The 21259-nt window shown below is 70.1% G+C and carries 16 protein-coding genes; 4 read left to right on the top strand and 12 right to left on the bottom strand.

What is annotated here, in order from left to right; translation table 11 throughout:
* On the bottom strand, positions 1-328 hold a 328-nt coding region (locus ACYVD5_RS03745), incomplete at its 3' end, for a transposase (protein ID WP_460999464.1).
* A gap of 497 nt (positions 329-825) precedes the next feature.
* Here ACYVD5_RS03745 and ACYVD5_RS03750 point away from each other — a divergent pair.
* Positions 826-1740: an ABC transporter ATP-binding protein gene (locus ACYVD5_RS03750; protein ID WP_460999465.1), complete on the top strand. Its 915-nt coding sequence runs from the start codon at positions 826-828 to the stop codon at positions 1738-1740.
* 4 nt (positions 1741-1744) lie between these two features.
* Positions 1745-2557 (top strand): hypothetical protein, encoded by an 813-nt coding sequence (locus ACYVD5_RS03755; protein WP_460999466.1) that lies wholly within the window; start codon positions 1745-1747, stop codon positions 2555-2557.
* Between the two features lie 105 nt (positions 2558-2662).
* Here ACYVD5_RS03755 and ACYVD5_RS03760 read toward each other — a convergent pair whose 3' ends face one another.
* The 4 genes from ACYVD5_RS03760 to ACYVD5_RS03775 form a co-directional block, all read right to left on the bottom strand.
* Positions 2663-4813, bottom strand: coding sequence for a peptidase domain-containing ABC transporter (locus ACYVD5_RS03760; protein WP_460999467.1), 2151 nt, complete (start codon positions 4811-4813; stop codon positions 2663-2665).
* 76 nt (positions 4814-4889) lie between these two features.
* Positions 4890-7934, bottom strand: coding sequence for a type 2 lanthipeptide synthetase LanM (gene lanM / locus ACYVD5_RS03765; RefSeq protein WP_460999468.1), 3045 nt, complete (start codon positions 7932-7934; stop codon positions 4890-4892).
* A gap of 130 nt (positions 7935-8064) precedes the next feature.
* Positions 8065-8325, bottom strand: a complete 261-nt coding sequence (locus tag ACYVD5_RS03770; RefSeq protein ID WP_460999469.1) for a plantaricin C family lantibiotic — start codon at positions 8323-8325, stop codon at positions 8065-8067.
* A 583-nt stretch (positions 8326-8908) separates the two neighbouring features.
* A complete protein-coding gene (locus ACYVD5_RS03775; RefSeq protein ID WP_460999470.1) occupies positions 8909-9535 on the bottom strand; it encodes a GNAT family N-acetyltransferase in 627 nt (208 codons plus the stop codon).
* A 222-nt stretch (positions 9536-9757) separates the two neighbouring features.
* Between ACYVD5_RS03775 and ACYVD5_RS03780 the strand changes: the two genes are divergently transcribed.
* Complete coding sequence (locus tag ACYVD5_RS03780; protein WP_460999471.1) at positions 9758-10357, top strand: MarR family winged helix-turn-helix transcriptional regulator; 600 nt, start codon at positions 9758-9760, stop codon at positions 10355-10357.
* Between the two features lie 71 nt (positions 10358-10428).
* Here ACYVD5_RS03780 and ACYVD5_RS03785 read toward each other — a convergent pair whose 3' ends face one another.
* From ACYVD5_RS03785 to ACYVD5_RS03815, 7 genes are all read right to left on the bottom strand, one after another.
* The gene (locus ACYVD5_RS03785) at positions 10429-11139 is read right to left on the bottom strand and encodes an O-methyltransferase (RefSeq protein WP_460999472.1); all 711 of its coding nucleotides are present in this window, start codon (positions 11137-11139) and stop codon (positions 10429-10431) included.
* Complete coding sequence (locus ACYVD5_RS03790) at positions 11136-13730, bottom strand: AMP-binding protein (protein ID WP_460999473.1); 2595 nt, start codon at positions 13728-13730, stop codon at positions 11136-11138. The genes ACYVD5_RS03785 and ACYVD5_RS03790 overlap by 4 nt, the downstream gene beginning before the upstream one ends.
* Complete coding sequence (locus tag ACYVD5_RS03795; RefSeq protein WP_460999474.1) at positions 13717-14406, bottom strand: thermostable hemolysin; 690 nt, start codon at positions 14404-14406, stop codon at positions 13717-13719. The genes ACYVD5_RS03790 and ACYVD5_RS03795 overlap by 14 nt, the downstream gene beginning before the upstream one ends.
* Positions 14407-14744: 338 nt before the next feature.
* The gene (locus ACYVD5_RS03800; protein ID WP_460999475.1) at positions 14745-15785 is read right to left on the bottom strand and encodes a methyltransferase; all 1041 of its coding nucleotides are present in this window, start codon (positions 15783-15785) and stop codon (positions 14745-14747) included.
* Entirely contained in the window at positions 15782-17215 is a 1434-nt protein-coding gene (locus ACYVD5_RS03805) for an amidase (protein ID WP_460999476.1), read from the bottom strand. Before ACYVD5_RS03805 ends, ACYVD5_RS03800 begins: the two co-directional genes overlap by 4 nt.
* Before the next feature lie 2 nt (positions 17216-17217).
* Positions 17218-17856, bottom strand: coding sequence for a flavodoxin family protein (locus ACYVD5_RS03810; protein WP_460999477.1), 639 nt, complete (start codon positions 17854-17856; stop codon positions 17218-17220).
* 399 nt (positions 17857-18255) lie between these two features.
* Positions 18256-19281: a ketoacyl-ACP synthase III family protein gene (locus ACYVD5_RS03815; protein WP_460999478.1), complete on the bottom strand. Its 1026-nt coding sequence runs from the start codon at positions 19279-19281 to the stop codon at positions 18256-18258.
* Between the two features lie 595 nt (positions 19282-19876).
* On the opposite strand from ACYVD5_RS03815, the gene ACYVD5_RS03820 reads away from it, so the two are divergent.
* Positions 19877-21259 (top strand): amidase, encoded by a 1383-nt coding sequence (locus tag ACYVD5_RS03820; RefSeq protein WP_460999479.1) that lies wholly within the window; start codon positions 19877-19879, stop codon positions 21257-21259.

The raw sequence follows: 21259 nt of genomic DNA on the forward strand, positions 1-21259 counted from the left end.
GCCCCGCGCCCGGCGCCCGCGCCCGGGCCGCAGCGGCGTCCGCGATGGCGCAGGCCCAGCCGAGTTCGCCGGGGGTGCCGGCCGCCGCGGCAGCGCGCAGCCGCCGCCACAGGTCGGCCTTGGTCCATTCCGTGAACCTGCGGTGCGCGGTGGCGGGTGAAACGGCGAATTCCGCGGGAAGCCGGCGCCACACGCATCCGCTGGTCAATACGTAAACCACCGCGGTGAATGCAGTGCGGTCGTCCACCGGCGCCGTGCCGCCGCCCTGGCGCCGGGTGCCGAAGGACGGAATCAAAGGTGCGGCGGCTTCCCACAGGGAGTCTGGCACCAGCCGCCGGGATAATTCCGGCCCCAAGGAGGCCGCACCCGCCAACCGATAACCAATGTCAGACACGACCCAACCCCGAATCAGCAGTTGCACCAGCAGAAGTACCATTGGCAGGAGCGATCCCGCACCTGAATATCCGGCCGTGAACACCGCGTCCGAACCATTATATGACCGGCTTCCTCCGAACGGAATCGGGGTCCGCGGCCGCCGTCGAGAACGCCGGGCCACCTGGAGTTCCCGTCCGGAACCCGTCCTCGCCGAGGGCAGGCGCCGGCAGCAAGGAGCGGCCGCACCGCTTCCGCGGAAATCTGGCCGCTTTCGGCCAGGCCGCGATACGGCCGGTACCGGCCAAATTCCGCGGCGTCCCGAAAGTCAGTATCCGATTGCCGGAAAATCCTCCGCGCGGTGGATATCCGCGCGCCCGCGGCAGGCCTAGCCTGTCCTTCGGACGGTCTGCATTTCGCCACCCGATGATCGGCACCCGCAAGGAGCCCTGATTGATCGAAATCGAGAACATCAGCAAGCGCTACGGCGACCATACGGCCGTCGACGGCGTAAGTTTCCAGGTGAACCCAGGGCAGGTCACCGGGTTCCTCGGACCCAACGGGGCCGGCAAGTCCACCACGATGCGGCTGATCCTCGGGTTGGACAAACCGTCGTCGGGCCGGATCTCGGTCAACGGCCGCACCTACTCCGACAGCCGCGCGCCCCTCGCGGAGGTCGGATCGCTGCTGAACGTGAAGGCCGCCCACCCCGGCCGGACCGCCGAGGCACACCTGCGGACCTTGGCCCTCACGCACGGTATCGGCCGCGCGCGGGTGCGCGAGGTCATCGAGCAGGCCGGGCTCGGCAGTGTCGCGCGCAAGCGGGTGGGCGGGTTCTCGCTGGGCATGACCCAGCGGCTGGGGATCGCCGCGGCGCTGCTGGGCGACCCCCGCACCCTGATCCTCGACGAACCCATCAACGGGCTCGACCCCGAAGGTGTGGTCTGGATACGCGAACTCCTGAAAGGCCTCGCCGCGGCCGGCCGCACCGTGTTCCTGTCGTCGCACCTGATGTCGGAGATGGCGCTGACGGCCGACCATCTCATCGTGATCGGCAGAGGGCGCATAATCGCCGATCGCCCCATCAACGAGGTGATCAGCGGAAACGAGGCCGGCACCGTCGTTGTGCGGACCACCGAGGCCCAGCGCCTGGCGCAACTCGTCACCGCTGAGGGAGCCGGTACCGACCGGCTGGAAGACGACGGGCTCTCAGTGCACGGAATGAGCGCCAAAAGGATCGCCTCCATCGCACTCGACAACCGGATCCTCATCTACGAATTGACCCCGGAACGCTCCTCCCTGGAAGAGGCGTACATGGACCTCACCCGGGAGTCGGTCGAATACCAAACAGCCGTTCCGAATGGGTGAAACGATGGCAACCGAACAGCACGCGGCCCAAACCCGGAACACCCCGTCCCTCACATTTCCCAACGTCGTGCGTTCCGAATGGTTGAAACTGTGGAGCGTCCCGTCAACGTGGCTTTTGGCGGGCGGTGCCCCGGTCCTGTTCATCGGTATCGGCGTCATGACCGCCGTCGGCGGTGTCGCCGGCCGGCGCGGCGGCCAGGCCATTCCGGACAACTTCTTCTTCGAGTTCGCCACGAACGGCATCACCTTCGCGCAGCTCTTCGTGGTCGCGTTCAGCGTGCTGTTCGCGTCGTCGGAGTGGGCATCGGGCACGATCCAGCTCTCGGTCGCCGCCGTACCCAAGCGGCTCCCGCTGCTGTGGGGCAAGGCGCTGATCAGCGGAGCAGTGTCGTTCTTTATCGGTGTACTGGGTGCCGCACTGGTGTACGCACTCAGTCAGCCGGTATTGGCCCAGGAAGGCATCGACTATCCGCTGACAACACCCGGCGTTCCCCTGATCATTGTCAGCACCGGTATCTACCTCGCCCTGATCTCCTGGATCTGCCTGGGGTTGGGATTTGTGATCCGGCAGGTGGCGGGTGCCATGGTGGCGGCCTTCAGCATTCTGCTCGTGCTGCCGATCGCGCTGGGCATCATCCCGTGGGAGGCGATCGAGCCGATCGCGGCGTTGCTGCCGTCCCGCGCCGGGGGACAGATGCTGCTCATGGAGACCGCTCCCGACGCGCTGACCCGCGCCGAGGGGGGTGCGGTCATGGCCTGCTACGCGGCCGTCTCCCTCGCGGCAGCGGCCGTACTGCTGCGGCGCCGCGCCATCTGACCACCGGATCCGCCGGCCGCGCCCGCTCCGCGAACCCGCGGAGCGGGCGCAGGCATGCGTGCCCCGCCTGCGGACGGCGGGCTTGCGCCGGGCCGGCCGGCCGCGTCAGTTCTCCTGCGCGAGGAGCTCCTGCCCAGCGGTGCCTTGGCGCCGGTGGAGCAGCGCGTAACCGCCCCCGGCGGCGATCAACTCCTGGTGCGTCCCCTGCTCGGCGATCCGCCCTTCGTTGAGCACATAGATCGTGTCGGCGTCCTCGATCGTCGAAAGGCGGTGGGCGATCACGATGCGGGTGGCCTGGCGGCCGTTGAACTCGGCGGCGATCGCGTGCTCGTTGACCGTGTCGAGCGAGCTCGTCGCCTCGTCGAGGATCACGATGCGGGGCTCTTTCAACAAAGCCCGGGCGAGCAGGATCCGCTGGCGCTGGCCGCCGGAGATGCTTTCGCCGAACTGGCTGATCAGCGTCTCGTAGCCCATCGGCATCTCGGTGATCTCCCCGTGGATTCGCGCGCGCCGCGCCGCGTGTTCGATCATCTCCTGCTCCGCCCGCCCGGTGCCCCAGGAGATGTTCTCCCGGATCGTCTTGTTCTGCAGCACGACCTCCTGGTGCACAAAAGCGACCGCGTCGAAGAAGGCGCGTTTTCGGTACTCGCCGATTCCGCGGCCCGAATAGCGGATCTCGCCGCTTGTGGGGTGGTACAGCCCGGCCAGCAGGCGGGCGAGTGTGCTCTTGCCCGATCCGGAGGCCCCGACGATGCCGATCTTCTGCCCCGGCTCGATGGTGAGATCGACGCCGCGCAGCACGGGCGCGCTGTAGCGCGAATAGGAGAACCAGACGTCGCGCAGCTCGATACTCCCGCCCACGGTGCCGCGGGTTCCGCCGGTGAACGTGGTGTCCTCGGGCGTGTCCAGAATGTCGCCGATCCGGTAGAGGAGCGCCTTGACCTCGAACAGCTTCGTGGCCGTGGTGAACGTGGTCGACACCTGGGCGAAGAACGACGTCGCCGCGACCTGGAAGGCGATCACCTCGCCCAAGGACATCCCCGACACCGGCGCCAGCCGCAGGCCCGCGGCGACGATGAACAGCGGGCCGAACATCTGGATGCCCTGGATACCGGCGTTGGTCAACCCTTGCCACCAGGCCCTGCGCTGATACCGGTCCAGGATGCGCCGGTTGCTCTCCTCCCAGGCCCCGATGAACTCGTCCTCGGCGCCGCTGGTCTTGATGGTCGATATCGAACCGACCGCCTCGACCTGGACCGCCTGCCCCTTCGCCTGCTCCTCGATCTCGGTCAGCGACGCATGCGAGATCCGCTGCCGCGTCGCGAACAGCAGCGCCAGGGTCACTGCGAAAAGCGCGAAGGCGATCGTTGCGAGCGGCGGTGACCTCAGCAGCATGTATCCGGCCAGCACCACGGTCAGCAGCGTGCTCAACGCCCCGCTGATGAGGTCGTTGGCCAGGAAGTCGCGGAGCCGGGTGACATTGTTCAGCCGGAACAGCAGGTCGCCGGAGGAACGCATCGCAAAGAACTTGTAGGGCAGGCGCAGCAGGTGTTCGAACACCGAGTCCGCCATGAACCTGCCGATGCGCTTGACCGACCGGATCGTCAGCAGCACTTTGCCCACAAGCGCCGCCAGGTATCCGGCCGCGGCGGCGCCGAGGACGGCGGGCAGCACCGCGGCGCCGCCCTGCCCCGCGACGTGCGCGTCGACCAGGACCTGGGTCAGCACCGGCACGGCGAGAACCGTGCCGAACGCGATCAGCGATACGGCGATGAGCGACATGAGGGGCTTGGCCGCGAAACGCACATACGGCAGCAGCCGCCACCACTCGTTCCTCGGGCGCTGGGAACTCGCGGTGAATCCGGGCTGGGGCTCGGCCGTGATGGCCGTACCGCAGAAGGACGCCTCGAATTCGGCGGCGCTGATCCGGAGCCGGCCCCGGCCCGGGTCGACGATGCGGACCTCCCGGTCCCGTACCTGTTCGACGACCACGAAGTGGCGCCGGTCCCAGAAAGCGATGAACGGCGTGGCGACCGCGCCGGCGCCGCCAGGGGCCACGCGAAGGGCACGTGTCTTGAGGCCGCTGTCGCGCAGCACGTTGACGATGTCCCGGACGGTCATCCCGTCGCGTCCGACTTCGTACAGCTGCCGGAACCGGGCCATGGAAAAGTTCTTGTCGTGGACCGAGATCAGCATGCCGCAGCAGCAGAGGCCGCATTCGGTCTGCACGTTCTGGTAGAGCGGGCGGACCCTCATCGCCGGAACACCTCCCCGTGTCGCAGTGCAGCTGCCGCCATGAGTGCCCGTCCGGCCGGGCCGACCCGGCCGGGCGTCACCGGAGGAACCACAGGGTGGGCGGGACGGCCTCGGGGCGGCTCCGTTGCAGCAAGGCCAGTCCGATCCCGCAGCGGCCGGCCATGACGCTTTCGGCCAGCACGTGCCGGTTGCCTTCACGGGTGAGTAGTGCGGGCACGTTGACGGCGGCGAAGTCGTCGAATCGGCGCTGTGCCCTGGCCTGCAGTGCGGTATCGCCGAGTACCTCGGCCGCGAACCCGACGATCTGCAGGTTGCCGAGGTCGCCGTGGCACAGGGTCAGGTTGTGGCCGAAGGACGACGACAGGCACGTGTCGAGGAGCAACCGGATCTCGGCTCGCAACTCGTCGGAGCGAGCGGGTTCGAAGGTGGCGGCCAGGCACTTGGCCAGCAGCATGCCGGGGGCTCCGTGGCACCAGCCGTGGGCGGGTTGCGCGGAATCACTGCCGATGGCCCAGGTACCGGTGCGCTCGTCGAAGAGGTCCCGTTCGCGATCGAGCAGGAAGTCCACCAGGTCGGCGCAGCCGTCCGCGTCGCCGACCATTGCGCCATAGCGCAGGAGGTAGGGGTAGACCCCGGACACCCCGTGGGCGTAGCCGGAGTAGTAGGCCGCTGCGGGATCCGCCCGCAGTGCCTCGATACCCCGGCGGGTGCGGGCGTAGAAGGCGGTGGCGGCTTCGAGGTGGACGGCTTCGTGCCGGGTGCCGCGGAACCGTTCCGCGAGGGCGATGGATGCGCCGAGAAGCCCGCCCGCGCCGCCCAGGACGTCGAACTCGGTTTCGTCCGAGAGCGCCTCCGGGATGCGCCGCCACAGTTCGGCCGCCAGATCGCTCAGTTCGGGCGCGCCGGCCGCAGCGGCCAGGTTGTGCATTGCGTAGGCGATTCCCCCGGCGCCGGTGTACATCCCGGGAAGCAGGTGGGGCAAATCCCGGATGCCATGCTCGACGAGCCGTTCGGCCATGCGCGTAAAGTACTGCAGTGCCGAATCCGTCCATTCGGCGCGACCCAGTGCCGACCCCGCCTGGCCGAGGAAATAGGCGAGTCCGGGCGATCCCGAGTAGAAATCCGTGCCGAGTTCCTCGACCTTCCAATACTGCAGCGCGGTCGGCGATATCCGGGCGCCGATCCACGTGGGCGGCAGTGCGCCGGTGCCGTCGATCCGCTGCGATACCAGTTGCGCGGCAATGTGCTCGATGTGCCGGGTGTGCTCGGTGCTATCGGCGGCATCGTTGCGGGTCTGCTCCCGCGGCCGCCGACCGCCTTCGGACGGTTCCCCGAAAGTGAAACCCGTCCGGTCGCCGGCATGCCGCAGCTTCGACACGTAGGACAGGCGGATGATCGCGGCGTTGCGCTTGCGGTCGGCGGGCGAAGCGGCGCCGATGAGTTCCACGGCCGAGTCGATGGGCCGCTGCTGCAGGTATCGGCCCAGATCCCGCCCTCGGGAATCGTAGACGTCCGTGGAGCCGGTGCGCAGCGAAAAGTAGGGGACGTCCGCGTTGAGCAGGTCCTCGATCTCCGCGCGCAGGATCGCGGCGGGCACGTCCGGGCGCCCCACGCCCACGCGGTGGAACAGCAGCCTTTTGGCGTGGCCGCCGTCCTGGAGAGTGGGGTGGGTGCCCATCCGCAGGAGCTGCGTGTAGAAATGGGTGTTCTCGGCGACGAATCTGACCGCGACGTCGCCGAACAGTTCGCGCACCCAGCCGGAGAACCGGGACTTGCGGTCCGTTATCCAGTCGTAGGCGGTTTCGAATCCGGCGACGACTGCGCTGATCTCCGCTTCGGGGGTTTCCAGGCGGGGGGCCGGGTCGGGATCGCCGATGGGGAGGTTCTGGAACTCCAAGCGCATGTCATCGCGCCGGGAGTTCACCACGACAAGCGATTTGAAGGGTGATACCTGGCCCTGGGTGTATCCCAGCAGGCCGACATCCATCACGCCGAGTTCGTTGTTCGGGTTCTCGATTACCGAAGGCAGCAGTCCGATCATCTTCACCGAACGGCTCAGTTCTTCCGCGGCGCGCTTGTCGGTTTTGCGGTCGCCGTCGACGGAGAGGTTGTTCGCCATCAGGGTCTCGGCATCGATCAAGCAGGGCACGGTCCCCCGGCGGACGATGTTCTGGTAGTGGACATCGGTCGCCCGCAGAAAATGGAGCAGGCAGACGAGGGTGCCGGTGTTGCGGTAGAAATCTTCGGCGTCCCCGGGTTCGGCCGCCGGATCCGCGGCGGCGAACTCCTCCCATCCGCAATCGTCGCCCGCGACGACCTGCAGCGAACCGATCGGCAGCCCTGATTCCCGGCTCATCCTGCGCGCGAGCTCGTGGTAGGCGCGCTCGACCTGCATCGGCCGGGGCTTGTACACGATTCTGGTGCCGTTGGCGAAATCAAGAAAAGAAACGGTCCGACCGTTGCGGTGGGTGTCGCCCATTCCGGAGATGATGCCGGTGATCGACGGCTGGTCGCCGAGATCGAACGCAGCCGACAGCTCGGGCAGCCGCTCCCGGGTCCGGGCAAGCATCACCCGCAGATTGGCGACAAAATCCGCTGCCGCCTTGCTGAGTACCGGAACCAGCCCGGGATAGCGCCGGGCGAGCGAATCCGCATAGGACCGCGCGGCCGTGATCCGCTCGAACTCGGCGTACCGCGCCCGGCTGTCCGCGCCGGTGAGCACCGATCGTTCCCGGTGGTCGTGGAGTTCGGTCACCAGGGTCCGCAGGCACAGCCCGCGCGCTCGGTCGAAGAGCCGGCCGGCCAGCGCCCGGAAAATGTCATCACCGCCGGGTCCGGCCAGCGGACACGAACGGATGGTCCGGTCCAGCTCCGCCAACTCCGGGCCCAGGACGGTCGCCAGGAATCCGGAGAACAGGCCGCCGTCGGCCCCGCGCGCCGCCGCCGCGGCTTCGGCGTCGGTCTCAGCGGGACGCGGCGCCGGAGCGGTCCGCGTATCCGCCGGCGGATCCGGCATCCTTTCCGCATCGGGGCCCGAAATCCTGCGGATGAGCGAATCGACATCGCCGGCCGACGCGAGTTCGGGGAAGTAAGCATTCCAGTGGCCGCCAGACCGAAGCAACGTGCGTACTCCTATTCCGCGACGGAAGGCCTCCGCGCCGCAGAGGCCTTCCGCCCTTTTTATTTCCGGATTCGCCTATGGCCGACGGAATTCCGGGGGCCGCCCGGACGCCGCCGAGCCGGCTGCTTCCTTAGCCGATTCCGCAGACGGTACCGCCGTTGCACTCCCACGAGATCGTGCACACGGCGCCGATCGTGCTGGTTCCGGGAACCGTCCAAATACCACCCGACTGGTTGCCTTCCTTACCCGAAAGGTCCTGGTCGCTCAGTTCCTCGATCATGCTTCCGGCCGGGTCGTGGATATTCACCGAGTTTCCCTCCAAAGTGAACGGATTCCGCAGAGGCGCACTTCGGCGCCCTGAAGAAATAAACCATACGGAACCGTCCGGCACAAGACCCGAACAAAACCGGCACCGACTCCCGGGACGAGCCCGACCGGTAAATCATTTGGCCTGCACAAGGAGTGTCCGTTTCAAGTGGACCAGACGGCCACGTGAAACGGACGGCATTTCCCGGAACCGTTTCCCGCGTTCCGTTCCGCTGGCTTCGGCGAAGATGCTGCGTATGGGGCCGGCGGGTTTCGGCCGGTGCAGCGGCGCTGGATCCAGCGCAAAACAGGGACATACCCGGCGCCTCGCCGGGGTACCGGTGCACCGCCTCCGGGTGACCTGCTGCTCCTGCCCGCCAGGTAAGACACGGACCTGCCGGCACGCCGCCCGTGCCGTCTCAGGTGGCCGCCCGGAGGGCGCGGTCGGTGTTCTGTGCCCGCGAGCGGTCCGCGTCCCCGTTCGTCTAGGTCAGAGCAGCAGTGCACGGCAACCGGCCAGGTGCGGAAGGCGGCCGGTGCGCCCCGGCGGGCCCGCCGGGGCGCAGCGCGGGCGGCGGCGTGACCGGGACCGGCCACGCGGCCGAACGACGCCGGGGCCGGGGCCGGGGCCGGCGGCTCCGGCGCGGCCGGTGTCCCGAGCCACCGCGTCAGCGGCTCCACCAATGGGAGTCGGCTATGTGCTCGAAGCCCAGGGAACGGTACAGCGGCGCACCGGCCGGAGTGGCGCAGAGCACTGCGGGCAGGTCGGGCAGCAGCCGCAGGGCCGCGGTCATCAGTGCCCTGCCCACCCCGCCGGAGCGGTGGCCGCCGGCGGTGACCAGCCAGTAGATGCCCGCTGCGCCGGCCTCGTTCAGGACAAGGCAGGTGCCCGCCGCGCCGGCCCCGGAGGCCTCCCCACCGTGTGCCCGCCATGCGCCGAGGAAGGTGATCGACGGATCGGCTTGCAGCTCGGCCGGGAGCATGCGGTGCGGGACATGCGGTTGGAACGCGCGGACGGGGAAGTCCTCCACGATCATGCGCTCGGCGGCACCCAGCTCGCCTGCCGTCGCCAGTTCGCGGACGTGTACCGCACCGCTCCTGTCCGGCCCGTCCCCGGCCGGCGGCCCCGGAAGCCGGACCATGACCGGGATGGTGCGCATGCTCAGGCCGGCTTGACCGGGGAATTCCAGCTCGGCGGAGTGGTCCTCGACCGTCACGCTCCGTTCGCCCGCTCCGTCCACCAGCTCGCGGATGTGCCCGGCCTCCTCTGGCGTGCACCCGTTCGGGCCGACCACTACGCGCAGGCCTCCTTGCTCCCCGGTACCGTCGACAACGAGGTGACCGGGGTGCTCGGTGACCCGTGCCCCCCTAGCGGCTCCGATCCGGCGCCACAGACCCAGCGCACTGTCGACCGTTCGCCTGTGTCCGCCCGCGACCATCGGCGCCGCCGCTTGCCCCTGCGCGTCGCGCATCGAGTCCTCTTTCCCGAATGTTATACGGATGACTAAAATATGTTCATGAGAGAGAAGGCAGACGAGCCGCGGAACCGCGATGTCGTGGACGACATCCTCGACTCGTGGCGCACCGAGCTCCCCGAGATCGCGGGGCTGCCGCTGGAACTGTTCAAACGCGCGGCCCGCCTCACAGCCCTGCTGGATCACCAGACCGGTGCCCAGCTCGACCGGATGAACCTCACCCGCGCCGAGTTCGACATCCTCGCGACCCTGCGCAGGGCCCCCGCCCCGCACCGCCTGCTCCCCTCGGAGCTTTCCCAGCGGCTCCTGCTTTCCTCGGGCGGTACCAGCAACGTGCTGCGCCGCCTGATCGACTCCGCGCTGGTCGAGCGGCACGCCAACGCCAGCGATCGGCGCAGTTCGTGGGTGCAGTTGACCGACAGGGGCATCGAGGTCGCCGAGCAGGCCGTGCGCATGACCGCACGCGGCACGGCCCACGCATTGCGCGATGCCGATCCCGCAACCACGCGTGCCGCGGCGGACGACCTCCGCGACGTGCTGACCGCCATGGGCGATATCGCCCCCTCGGCCACCTCTCCTGTCCTCCGTGCGCACAGCGCCGCCGCGCAGGGAGGCGGAGGTGGCGACCGCGAGGCTCAGTAGCCATTGCACGGTGGTCCCCCGCCTCCCCGAACGCGGCGATCGGTGTCCCCTCCCGGCTCCGGCCGTCCCGGTCAGCCCCGAGCGGCCGGGCGGCTGCGCACCGACAGCTCGACCCCGTCGGAGCCCAGCGGCAGGCTGGACGACACGTACTCACCGCTGCGCCGCAGCCGTGCCACATAGTCGTCGGACAGCATCCCGAGGTTGTCGGAGATCACGAGCGCGCCGTCGCGCAGCCGCGGTTCCACCGCTTCCAGTACCTCGTGGTACAGCTCCTTCCAACCGTCCATGATCAGCAGGTCGACATCGGGCGGTCCACCCGGCTGCCGGGCCAGCGCCGTGCGGGCGTCCCCCGCGACGACCTCGGCGTAGGCGGACAAGCCGGCCTCGGCCAGGTTCGCCGCCGCTGCACGGGCCTTGCCCTCGTGCAGCTCCGTGGTGACAAGCCGGCCGCCGCCGTTATCGCGGAGTGCAGCGGCGATATGGATCGCCGACACCCCGAACGACGCGCCGAACTCGACCACAGCGGCCGGCCGGGCCCACCGCACCGCCTGGTACAGGAATCTGCCCAGGTCGGGAGTGACGGCCAGGCTCGCTTCCGCGCACAGGTCGCTGGTCAGGCGGGCGCCGGGCGGCTCTGCCAGCTCGGCGGCTTCGGCACGCGCGCGGGCGACGATGGCCCCGTCTTCCGCGACTCCGGCGAAGAGCCGGTCCAGGACGCGCCGCACCGGGGGGTCGGCCAGGCCCGCGGCCGGCTCCACCATCGGGCTGTCCGCCGCGGTCACCGCAGCTCCGCGAGCAGGTAGCTCTGCGCGTTGTAGATGGTGCGGTCGGTGTCGGTGATGGCGCGGCGGCCGTGCATCACCCGGGTGTTGTCGATCAGTGCGACGTCGCCGTGCTCCCAGTCGATGTCCTCCGTGCACGCCTCGGTGGCCTCGGTCATCTCCTGCCACAGCTCGGGGCTGAACTCGGTGCCGTCCGCGAAGGCGATGTGCGGGCGGCGGTAGTTGAACGACGGGCCGAAGATGCTGTTGGCCCAGGCCAGACGCTCACCGAACAGGGTCGTCCGGGCGGCCGGGGTGCGGAAGGAGTAGATGACCGAGCCGTCGTCCTGCGGCTCGATCACCGTCGAGTCGGGGTCGTTGGACAGCTTGCGCATGTCGTCCACGGTGATTTCGTCGAGCGGCTTGCCGTCGTCGCTGTGGTGCTGGACGAACGCCTTCCACTTCTGCTCTTCGACCTCGCGTTCGTAGACGATGGGCTGGGCGGCGAACGCCTCGCGGGCGGCAGGCGAGAGCGCCTCCCAGACGCGGTAGCCGTCGCACACGGTCGTCTGCGAACCGTGCGAGGCCGCGCGCTCGCACAGGAACCAGGTGAGGTCGGGGATGAACGGGCTGTTGCCGTTCTCGATGTGCAGCCCCAGGGCGGCGGTGCCGGCGTCGACCTTCTGGGCGACCTCGCCGCCGTGGAAGGAGCGGGCCGGGTCGAGCGTGACGCGGTCCGAGTGCGCGCTGACGAAAGCGGAGAATTCGGTCAGTCCGGGCTGGAAGCCGCGCAGGAGAAGGAAACCGGCATCCTTCAGCAGCCGGATCAGCTCGCGCGGCTCCAGGTCGCCGAGAGTGGTTCCCCCCTGGGCCGTCAGCAGCTTCCCGCTGCCCTCGCCGTAGGAACCGGTGGTGAATCGGGCGGACATGTGTGCTCCCTCCGTCGGGTGTTCGATCTCTTGATGGCGGATTCGGCCTGCCGTGACCGCGGCGAGGACCGCGGACCGCCTGGGCCGGCCGGTAACGGTGAAGAACTCGTCGTAGAGAGGGGTGGGTTCGGCGGCGGCGTGGATCCGCGCCACGCGTTCGACGCCGGAGAGGTTGCGCAGCCCGAAGTCGGCGATGCGCGCGCGGGCCGCTGCGGCGTCACCGGTCACGATGAACAGCCCGTGGAGGTCGTCGAGCCCGTCGCCGACCACCGCGGCCGCGCGCACCTCGGGCAGGCGGGTGTACTGGGCCTCCACCCATTCGGCGCTCACATTGCGGCCGGCGGCTGTGATGATGACATTCTTGCTGCGCCCGGTGATGCGGATGTAGCCGTCATCGTCGATCTCGGCGAGGTCGCCGGTGTGCAGCCAACCGCCGTCGTCAACGGCACAGGCCGACGGGTCCTCGCGCACGTATCCGGCGAACAGCGAGCGCCCGCGCACGAGCAGCTCGCCACCGTCCGAAAGTGCGGCCTCGACATGCGGCAGCGGTCGGCCGACCGTGCCGATGCGCCGGTGGGCGGGGGTGTTCCAGGAGACGACGGAACTGTTCTCCGAAAGCCCGTACCCCTCATAGACGGCGATGCCGAGCCGGTCCAAGCGACGCAGCGACTCCACCGGCACGGGCGCCCCGCCGCAGCACACCAGGGGCGCCGTGCTGGTACCGAAGACCGCGGCGACAGGGTCCTCGCCGCGCTCTGCGGAGTCTTCGCCGATGCGCAGCACCTCGCCGATGACCGCGGGGGTCGCGACCAGGGCGGTCACGGCGCTGCGGCGCAGGAGGGGAAGGACGGCCTCAGCCGCACCTGAGGCCGTGCCGACCAGCTCGGTTTCCGGCGGCGGCAGCACGATGGTCCCGCCGTCCAGCAACACCAGATAGATCCCGGTGACCTGCTCGATCAGCAGGCTGAACGGCACCATCGACAGGTAGCGGGAGTAGGCGCGGTCCGGCATCGCGGCGTGGAGGGATTCGAGCAGCGCCTCCAGGCCGGCGGCGCGGATCAGCGCACCCTTGGGGTGGGACGTCGTCCCGGAGGTGTGGATGATCTTGGCGATCCAGTCGTCCGGAACCGCTCCGGGCCCGGCCGCCGCATCCGGCCGAGCCGTCGGAACCGCCTCGTCCGCCGTTTCCGACGGCCGGTGCCCGGCGCCCGCGGACATAGGCCGCCGCAGCAACCCGCCGGTTTCCACCTCGTGCACCGGGCAGGATCCGGGCAGCACACCCGCCCCCCACTCCTCGACGCGCACCGCACCCGCGGAGTCGACCAGGCACAGGTCGACGTCGTCCAGCAGGCTCTGCGCCTGCTCGGCGGAGAACGCCAGCGGCACGGGAATCTCGGTGCAGCGGGCGGTCACCAGGGCCAGGTCCGCGACGACGAACTCGGGGCTGTTGCCCATCACCACACCGACCCGGGGCCGGTCGCCGGTGCCGGCGCGGCGGCGCCCGCGCGGGCAGGCGGCCGCGATCTCGGCCGCAAGCACGGCGACGCAATGGGCGGCGGCGCGGTAGGAGAGTGTCCGGGGCTGTGTCCGTGTCCCGGCCGCGCCTCCGGGACCGGCCGCCGTCTCCACAAACGGCCGCTCGTCGCCGGCGTTGCGGGCGAGGGCCTCCTCAACGGCGCGCATACGAGTACCCGCCCTCCTGGTGTCCGCTGCCGAAGCTGCTCACCGTGATCTCGTTGAACAGGTAACGCCCGGTGCAGTTCTGGAAGAGGGGCATCAGCGCGTCCAACGCGATGATGCCGGTGCGGGGGCTCTGGTCGTAGTAGGTGCCCCACCTGCCCTGCTGGTCGCGGGGGATGCGGTCCTCGTTGGCCGGGGCCAGCGGCTGGAACCGGATGTCCAGGCGGTTCATCGAGCGCTCCAGCGCGGGCGGAACCGTGCACAGAATGTGGCTCATCCCCTGGCACCAGGCCAGGATCGGCACCAACCGGATCAGTTCCGTGCCGTATCCGTGCCCGGCGGATGCCAGCGGACCGACCTCGACCACGCGGTCCCGGTCGATGGACAGACCGAGGCTTCCGGAGGCGGCCGCCTCGACCGGAGCGTCCAAGTAGCATTCCGAGAAGAACGGGACTCCGGAGTGGAAGGTGAGGCCGGCGCATCCGACGATGCCTGCCGCGCCGTCCGACCGGTCCCGGTGGGTGGAGCCGGTCGGCTCCGCTTCGCCGACACGCGCCACGACGAAACTGTCGGGGTCCGGGACGGTGTCGGCCCGGTACCGGCTGCGATACTGTTCTCGGGCGAATTCAGCGGCGTTTACCCATTCTTCCGAATATCGCCGACTCAATTTGGCGAACATATTACCCCTGATTCATGTCCGATACGGACCGAAATATTTTATGGCATAACGGTTTCGACATGGCGGCAACACGTTTTTGAATAATGCAGCGCATGCCGACACAGCGTTTTTTGGCATGACCGCCCGACCCGGAAACGGAAGACCTTCGTCTCCGGACTGGTGGAATGGAGTTCCCGTGGGATATCGCAGCCGGCAGGAGGCGCGGGACAACGGGATTCGGCGGCTCGGCACGGGATCAGGGGGCCGGGGCCGGAGCAGGGGCTCGCGCCGCCGTTGGAGACGGCCGCGCCGCAGGTGCGAACGGCCGGACGGGGCCGGTCACCGCGGTCGGCGGAAGGTCACTTCTTGACCGCGGTCACCACTGAGGTCGAGCCCCCTGCCAGGTCGATGCGTTCGGCGTCGGGCATGCCGCGCTCGCGCAGCCAGTCGCGCATCGCCGTGAAGGTGTAGGTGCGCGCGCCCGTGCAGGCGAACATCGCCAAGCTGAACGCGGCGTTGTGTGCTGTGTTGGGAGTTTCGCGGACCTCCTCCAGGATGACGATGCGTCCCCCCGGGCGCAGCGCCGCTGCGGCCTTGTCCAGTAGCCGTGCGCAGTCGGATGCGGAGTGCACGTGCAGGATCTCGAAGCACAGCACCAGGTCGTAGCCCTCGCCCAGGTCGTCGCGGAGGTAGTCGCCCTCGCGGATCCGCACCCGGTCGGCGACCCCGTTCTCCTCGACGGCGGCGGCGGTGCCGGACAGCGCCGCCGGGAGGTCCAGGATGGTGGAGCGCAGCTCCGGGTACCGGCGGCAGAACGCCGTGGTGTGCAGCCCGTGCGATCCGCCGAGGTCGAGCATTGCCGGGTCCGGCCCGGGGACGAACGGCACCCGGTCCACGATTTCGTCCACCGTGAGCAGGGACTTCGCCCGCATGAAAGCGGAGAACTCGGCCCCGATCCGCGGTTCGGCGGCCATCCGCTCCCACACCGGCGTGGCGGGGGCGCCCAAGCGCACCGCCTCGGGGAGGTCGGCGGCCACCTGGGCGAAGCCCTCGCCCCAGAGCAGGGCGGGAGTGAAGTCGACCGTGCCGGTTGAGGTGAGCCAGGTGCGCGCGGGCGCGCCGTTGGCATAGTGGCCGTCCTGCTCGGTGAGGTAGCCGTTGGCGGTGAGCACCGGCAGCAGCTCACCGAGCCCGTGCTCCGGGCACGAGACCGCCTGCGCCAGTTCCGGCAGGGTGTGCCGACCGGATTCCAGGGTGCGGAACACACCGAGGCGGCCCGCCGTGATCACGGCCCAACCGCGCAGCAGCGGCCACAGCACGTCGTCGATGGGGTTCGGCGGTTCCGCTGCGCCGCCGGCAGGCGCGGCGGCCCGGTCGGCCGATTCGTCGGTGGGGGTCATACGGATGCTTCCTTCCTGGCTGGTGGCCGGCGGTCCGACCACGGGGAGGCACGCTCCAGCTCTCCGGCGAGGGCGTAGAGGGTGCGTTCGTCGCCGAACCGCCCCAGGGCGTGCACGCCCAGCGGCAGGCCGGCGGGGGTCCAGTACAGCGGGACGGACATGGCCGGCTGCCCGGTGAGGTTGGCCAAGGGGATCAACTGCACGAAGTCGAGGATGCGCTGCCAGCTCCGCGCCGGGTCGCCGTCGTGGAACCAGCCCAGCGGTGGAGCGACGTCGGGTGTCGTCGCGGAGACGGCGACATCGTGGTCGGCGAAGAACCCCGCCACCTGGCGCCCCAGGGCGTGCATGCGGGCCACCGCACCGAGGTAGTCAGCGGCGTCGACGTTCCTGCCCTGCTCGGCCAGCCACCAGGTGAGCGGCTCCACCCACTCGGGGCCGGGGGTGCGGCCGACGATGGGGGCATAGGCGCGCAGCAGCGCGGTGGCTCCCGCCGTCCACAGGGTGGCGAACAGTTCGGGGAGCAGGCCGTCGGGGACCGGCGGCGCGGCCTCGACCACGTCGTGCCCGAGTTCGGCGCACAGCGCCGCGGTGCGCTCGACAGCGGCGCGGGCCTGCGGCGACTCCTGACCGGAACCGTGCGGCGGTGCGACGGCGATACGCAGCCGGCGCCCGGTTCCCGAGCGTGCCGCATCGGCGAAGCCGCCGCTCTGCGGGGCGTGGTAGGGGTCGCCCGGGGCCGGACCGGCCACCTGGTCGAGCACGGCGGCACTGTCCCGCACGGAGCGGGTGACCACGTGCTCGGCAACGAGGCCGCTCATCAGATCGCCCATGTCCGGGCCGAGGGTGGTCCGTGCCCTGGTGGGTTTCATGCCGAAGACACCGCAGCACCCGGCCGGGTAGCGGATGGAACCGCCGCCGTCGTTGGCATGGGCGACCGGCACCCACCCGGCGGCGACGGCGGCCGCCGAGCCGCCGCTGGAGCCGCCGGGCGAGCGGTCCGGCGACCAGGGGTTGTGCACCGGGCCGTACAGCCCGGCCTCGGTTGTGGGCATGAGCCCCAACTCGGCGGCCTTGGTCTTGCCCAGCGAGCACAGCCCGGCCTGGCGGAACCGGCGCACCAGTTCGGCGTCGTGGTCGGGGACGAAGCCCTTGAGGAAGGCCGAGCCGAACGTCGCCTCGACGCCCTCGGGTGTCGACCCGAGGTCCTTGAGCAGGAAGGGTGTGCCGGAGAAGGGCTTGGTGCCGTCGTCGGCCGCGGCCTCCTCGCGAGCGCGATCAAAGGTCCGCGCGGCGATGGCACCCAGCACGGGATCCTCGTTCTCGACGCGGGTGATGGCCGCCTCGACCAGTTCGGCAGGGCTGGCGGCGCGGTCGCGCACGAGGGATGCGTGCTCGTGCGCGTCCGCCCAGCGTGTCTCTTCGGCGGACACCGTCAGCGCCCGTCCGAGGAGGCCAGGGCGCCGCCTTCGGCGGGGTTCTCGGCCAGATAGGCGCCGCCGGCCTGGTGCAACCGGGCGATCCGCGCCACGCGGGCGCCCAGGATCTCGGCGGTGGCGAGGTCGGAGGCGACCGGCGCGGATTCGGGGCTTTCGTCATTGTTGGCCTGGGACATTGCGCCCAGCCAGCTGCCGAGGCGGTTGGGGTCGCCCGGTGTGCCCTCGGAGGTGTTCCAGCCGCCGTAGACGTCCAGCCCGACCCAGACCATGCCGTGCTGGCTGGCCAGCAGCGCCATCTCAACGAGGGTGTGCAGCTTGTCGCCGCTCATCGAGCCGCTGTTGGTGAACCCGGCGGCGATCTTGTCGCGCCACCGCAGGTTGTCGGCCCAGACCTTGCTGGTCGCCTGGGCGAAGGCGCGGAAGTCCGCGCTGGCGCTGCTCATGTAGGTCGGCGAGCCGAAGATTATCGCGTCGGCGCGGTCCAGCAGCTCCCAGTCCCGGTCGGAGATCCCAGCCAGGCTGATCCGGTCGACCGCGGTGCCGGGGACCTGCTCGGCGCCCTTGGCCACGGCCTCGGCCTGCTTGGCGGTGTGGCCGTAGGTGCTGTGGTAGGCGACCGCGACACTCGTCTGCATAAATTCCTCCATAAAGCTTGTTGGAAAGCTTTCAAAGCGTAGAAACCCGCGGGGCGGGGGTCAAGCCGGGCAGAAGGGCACTGCGGCGGTGCCCCGAACGGGGGCGCCTGGGCGGCCACGCGCCTGCGACCTGTGAAAACGACCGCGGGGGCGGGCGGACGAGCGGGGCGGGCACTGCTGCGGACGGGAGGAGTGGCCGGTTCCGGCTAACCCGTTTGCTTTCCGCAGGGCAGCCCCGCCTCCGGTCGGACGGCGCCGGCGCCGTCCATGCGGGCATGGCCCCCGTTCACGCCGGCGCGCAGCGACACGGCGGGGGCGGCCGGGGCCGCGTGGGTCAGATCGGCCACGCGGCCCCGGGGCAGGGTCAGTAGGGCAGGGGCAGACCAGGGGGCAGGGGGGTCACGGAGCCGAGGTGATCTCCAGAACGGCCGCGGCCGCCTCCATGCCGGGGGCGCCGCCCAGCATCAGGACGCGGTCGCCGACGCCTACCCCGCCCTCCCGCCAGAGGTACTGGATCCCGCGGATCTGGTCCAGCGGTCCGGCGTGGCCGTAGTGGCGGGTGAACTCCCAGATACCGCGTTCCTCCTCGATGGCCAGCGGATCGAGGAACACGTCGCGGACGGCCGGGTAGGTGAAGCCGTCGTGCACCACGCGGGCGATATCGTCCAGGGCGGTGCCCGCCTCCTTCAACGCGGTCTCGGCCGCGTCGATGACGACGGAGCCGAAGTCCCCTGCGGGTGCCGGCCCGCCCTCCCGCCACTTGCGGGCCACGTACTGGGTGCGTTCGCGGAAGTTGAGCTTGGCGCCGGTGGTAATACCGGGCGGGAAGAGGGGTTCCCGGCCGCGGTGCCGCTCCTCCAGCTCGGGGTCGGAAACGGCGTGTACCGCAAGCACCCGGGCAAAGCCGCTGCGCTTGGACAGCACGATGGAGCCGCCTCCGTCGGCGAGTACGAACAGGTCCGAGGCGCGCCAGCGGTCGACGGCGGGGGTACCGAAGTTGTCAGCGCAGGTCAGCAGGGCGGCAGTGCGGTCGTCGGCAGCGGCCAGGTAGCACGCGCTCAACTGGAGGCTGGAGAAGAAGCCGACACAGCCGTTGCGGATCTCCGCGGAGGTCACCGGTTGGTTGACGGTGTGCAGGTTGATGTAGTGCTGCGCCGACCACCCGTCGGGGCCCTGGGCGTGCACGCTGGAATGGAACACGCCGCTGATGTCGGTCGGGGCGTGCCCGGACCGGTCGAGAGCCGACCGCGCCGCCTCGATCGCGAGGTCGGGAGCGGGGACCCCGCCGGCGACCGCGATCGACTGCAGCCGGCTCCGCTCCTGTTCGTCGGCGTCGTACCAGCCGTTGGCGACGGCCGCGGACGTGTCGATAAGTTCGGGATCCGCGGTTGCAATTCCGGCGATGTAAGTTCCGTTGGTCTTCATTCGCCCTCGTTTCACGTGCGGCGATATACGGAGAACCATACTTATCCGGCGGCTTCCGCAATACGCGCGGCACCGGCCGCCGACAAAACCCCAAGGTTATGCTCCCGCTCGACGGACGATAATTAACGACGCGGAAACAAATCCCAAATTCCAGGGGATCCGAGCGATCGCCGGACATACCTGGGACGACACTTCTGTTCCGGAAGCCCGCCCGGTTGGGCGATCCGCGATCCGCCCCATGTTTGCGGAAGACACGGGCCCGATACGGACCGAGTCCGGCTCGTTTCCCGTTTGTTCACCCACGCGTCGATGCAAGTATCGGGGCCGCCATTTAGCTTTGGTCATCGGAAAGGCGCCGCACGCCCTGACGCCGCGCTTCTCTTGATCATCCGGTATCCGGACGGCATTTGCCCTGCGCTGCACCGCAGGACCGCCGCCGCCTGGAGGATGCCGCGTCAATACCTTCGTTCAATCCAGCTGTGTATTTCCGTGATCGGCCTTGACCGTCCTGCCCTGATCGACCGCAGCAACCGGAACAGCTCCGGCCGGCGCCGGCCCGCCGGCCGGCACGTCCGAGCACGTCGGAGGCGGAGCCATGACCTGTGCTGGAATCCAACGGACACGCGACCTGCTGCGCAGACGCGAGTCGACCGTCCTCGACCATGTCAGCGCTGTACTCGACGCCATCCGCGCCGCCGAAGCGCTCGGTGCTTTCGTCAGCGTCGCCGGCGAGTGGGTGCTGCAGGAGGCCGCGGCGGCCGACGAGCGCATTTCCCGGCTCGGCCCCGCGGCTTGGCGGCGGCGGCCGCTGCTGGGGACCACCGTCGCGGTCAAAGATCTCGTGCAGACCCGGGACCTGCCCACCTCGCGCGGCTCGCTGCTGCCCAACCCGCGCCCGCTCAGCGACGCTCCCGCTGTGCAGCGCCTGCGGGCCGCCGGGGCGATCATCGTCGGCAAGACGGCGACCTCCGAACACGGGTGGAGCGCGAGCACCGTCGGCCCGGCCGGCGCCCCCGCCCGCAATCCCCGCGACCCGGCCCGCTCGGCCGGCGGCTCCAGCGGCGGCGCCGCCGCAGCGGTGGCCGCCGGACTGTGCTCGGCGGCGCTGGGCACCGACGGCGCCGGCTCCGTCCGCATCCCCGCCGCGTTCTGCGGAACAGTGGGGTTCAAGCCCTCGTTCGGACGCATTCCCTACGTCCCCACCGGGCCCGACCGGCTCGCCCACCTCGGGCCGCTGACCGGGAACGTGCGCGACGCCGCCGAACTCGCCGGGCTGATGGCGGGGCCGCACCCCGACGACCCCGACTCCGCGGGCGGCCCCACCCACGGGAGCCGCGCACAACCGCAACGGCTGCGCGTCGGCTGGCTGGAGTTCCCGGGCACGGCACCGGAGGTACGCCGCGTCAGCGAGCGGCTCCGCTCGGTTCTGTCCGGACTCGGACACCGGGTCGAGGACTGCGGCGTCCCGTTCGCGGACCCCTACCCGGCCCTGGTGGACATCCTGGCCGCCGCCGAGGCCGCCGGGGCCGCACCCGAGCACGACGACCGGTGCGATTCCGGGCGGCTCGCCGTCATACGCCACGGACGCACGCTGAGTGCCGCGGATCTGGCGCGCGCCGAGCAGACCCGGCTGGACCTGCGTGTCCGACTGGGCGAGGTCATGCGCCGCTACGACCTCCTCGCGATGGCGACGGTCCCCGTCGAGCCGTTCGCCGCGCACGCGATCGGCCCGCCGTGGGCCGCCGACCCGCGCGACCTGTTGTGGCTGGCCTGGACCCCGGCCACCTACCCGTTCAACATGACCGGCCAACCCGCGATTTCCCTGCCCGCAGGCACCACCGCCGCAGGACTCCCGGTCGGGGTCCAGTTGGTGGGCTCTGTGGGCTCCGACGAACTGGTGCTTTCGACAGCCGAGCGCGCGGAGGCCGCCCTCCGGCCGCTCCCGGCAGTGCCCGAGCCCGAGCAAGAAGGAGTGTGA

The organism is Streptomonospora sediminis, assembly GCF_054778995.1.

Excerpts from the sequence above, each read along its gene's own strand:
- ACYVD5_RS03755 (WP_460999466.1), top strand. The coding sequence starts at position 1,745 with ATGGCAACCGAACAGCACGCGGCCCAAACCCGGAACACCCCGTCCCTC.
- ACYVD5_RS03760 (WP_460999467.1), bottom strand. The coding sequence starts at position 4,813 with ATGAGGGTCCGCCCGCTCTACCAGAACGTGCAGACCGAATGCGGCCTC.
- ACYVD5_RS03780 (WP_460999471.1), top strand. The coding sequence starts at position 9,758 with ATGAGAGAGAAGGCAGACGAGCCGCGGAACCGCGATGTCGTGGACGAC.
- ACYVD5_RS03790 (WP_460999473.1), bottom strand. The coding sequence starts at position 13,730 with ATGCGCGCCGTTGAGGAGGCCCTCGCCCGCAACGCCGGCGACGAGCGG.
- ACYVD5_RS03795 (WP_460999474.1), bottom strand. The coding sequence starts at position 14,406 with ATGTTCGCCAAATTGAGTCGGCGATATTCGGAAGAATGGGTAAACGCC.
- ACYVD5_RS03800 (WP_460999475.1), bottom strand. The coding sequence starts at position 15,785 with ATGACCCCCACCGACGAATCGGCCGACCGGGCCGCCGCGCCTGCCGGC.
- ACYVD5_RS03810 (WP_460999477.1), bottom strand. The coding sequence starts at position 17,856 with ATGCAGACGAGTGTCGCGGTCGCCTACCACAGCACCTACGGCCACACC.
- ACYVD5_RS03815 (WP_460999478.1), bottom strand. The coding sequence starts at position 19,281 with ATGAAGACCAACGGAACTTACATCGCCGGAATTGCAACCGCGGATCCC.
- ACYVD5_RS03820 (WP_460999479.1), top strand. The coding sequence starts at position 19,877 with ATGACCTGTGCTGGAATCCAACGGACACGCGACCTGCTGCGCAGACGC.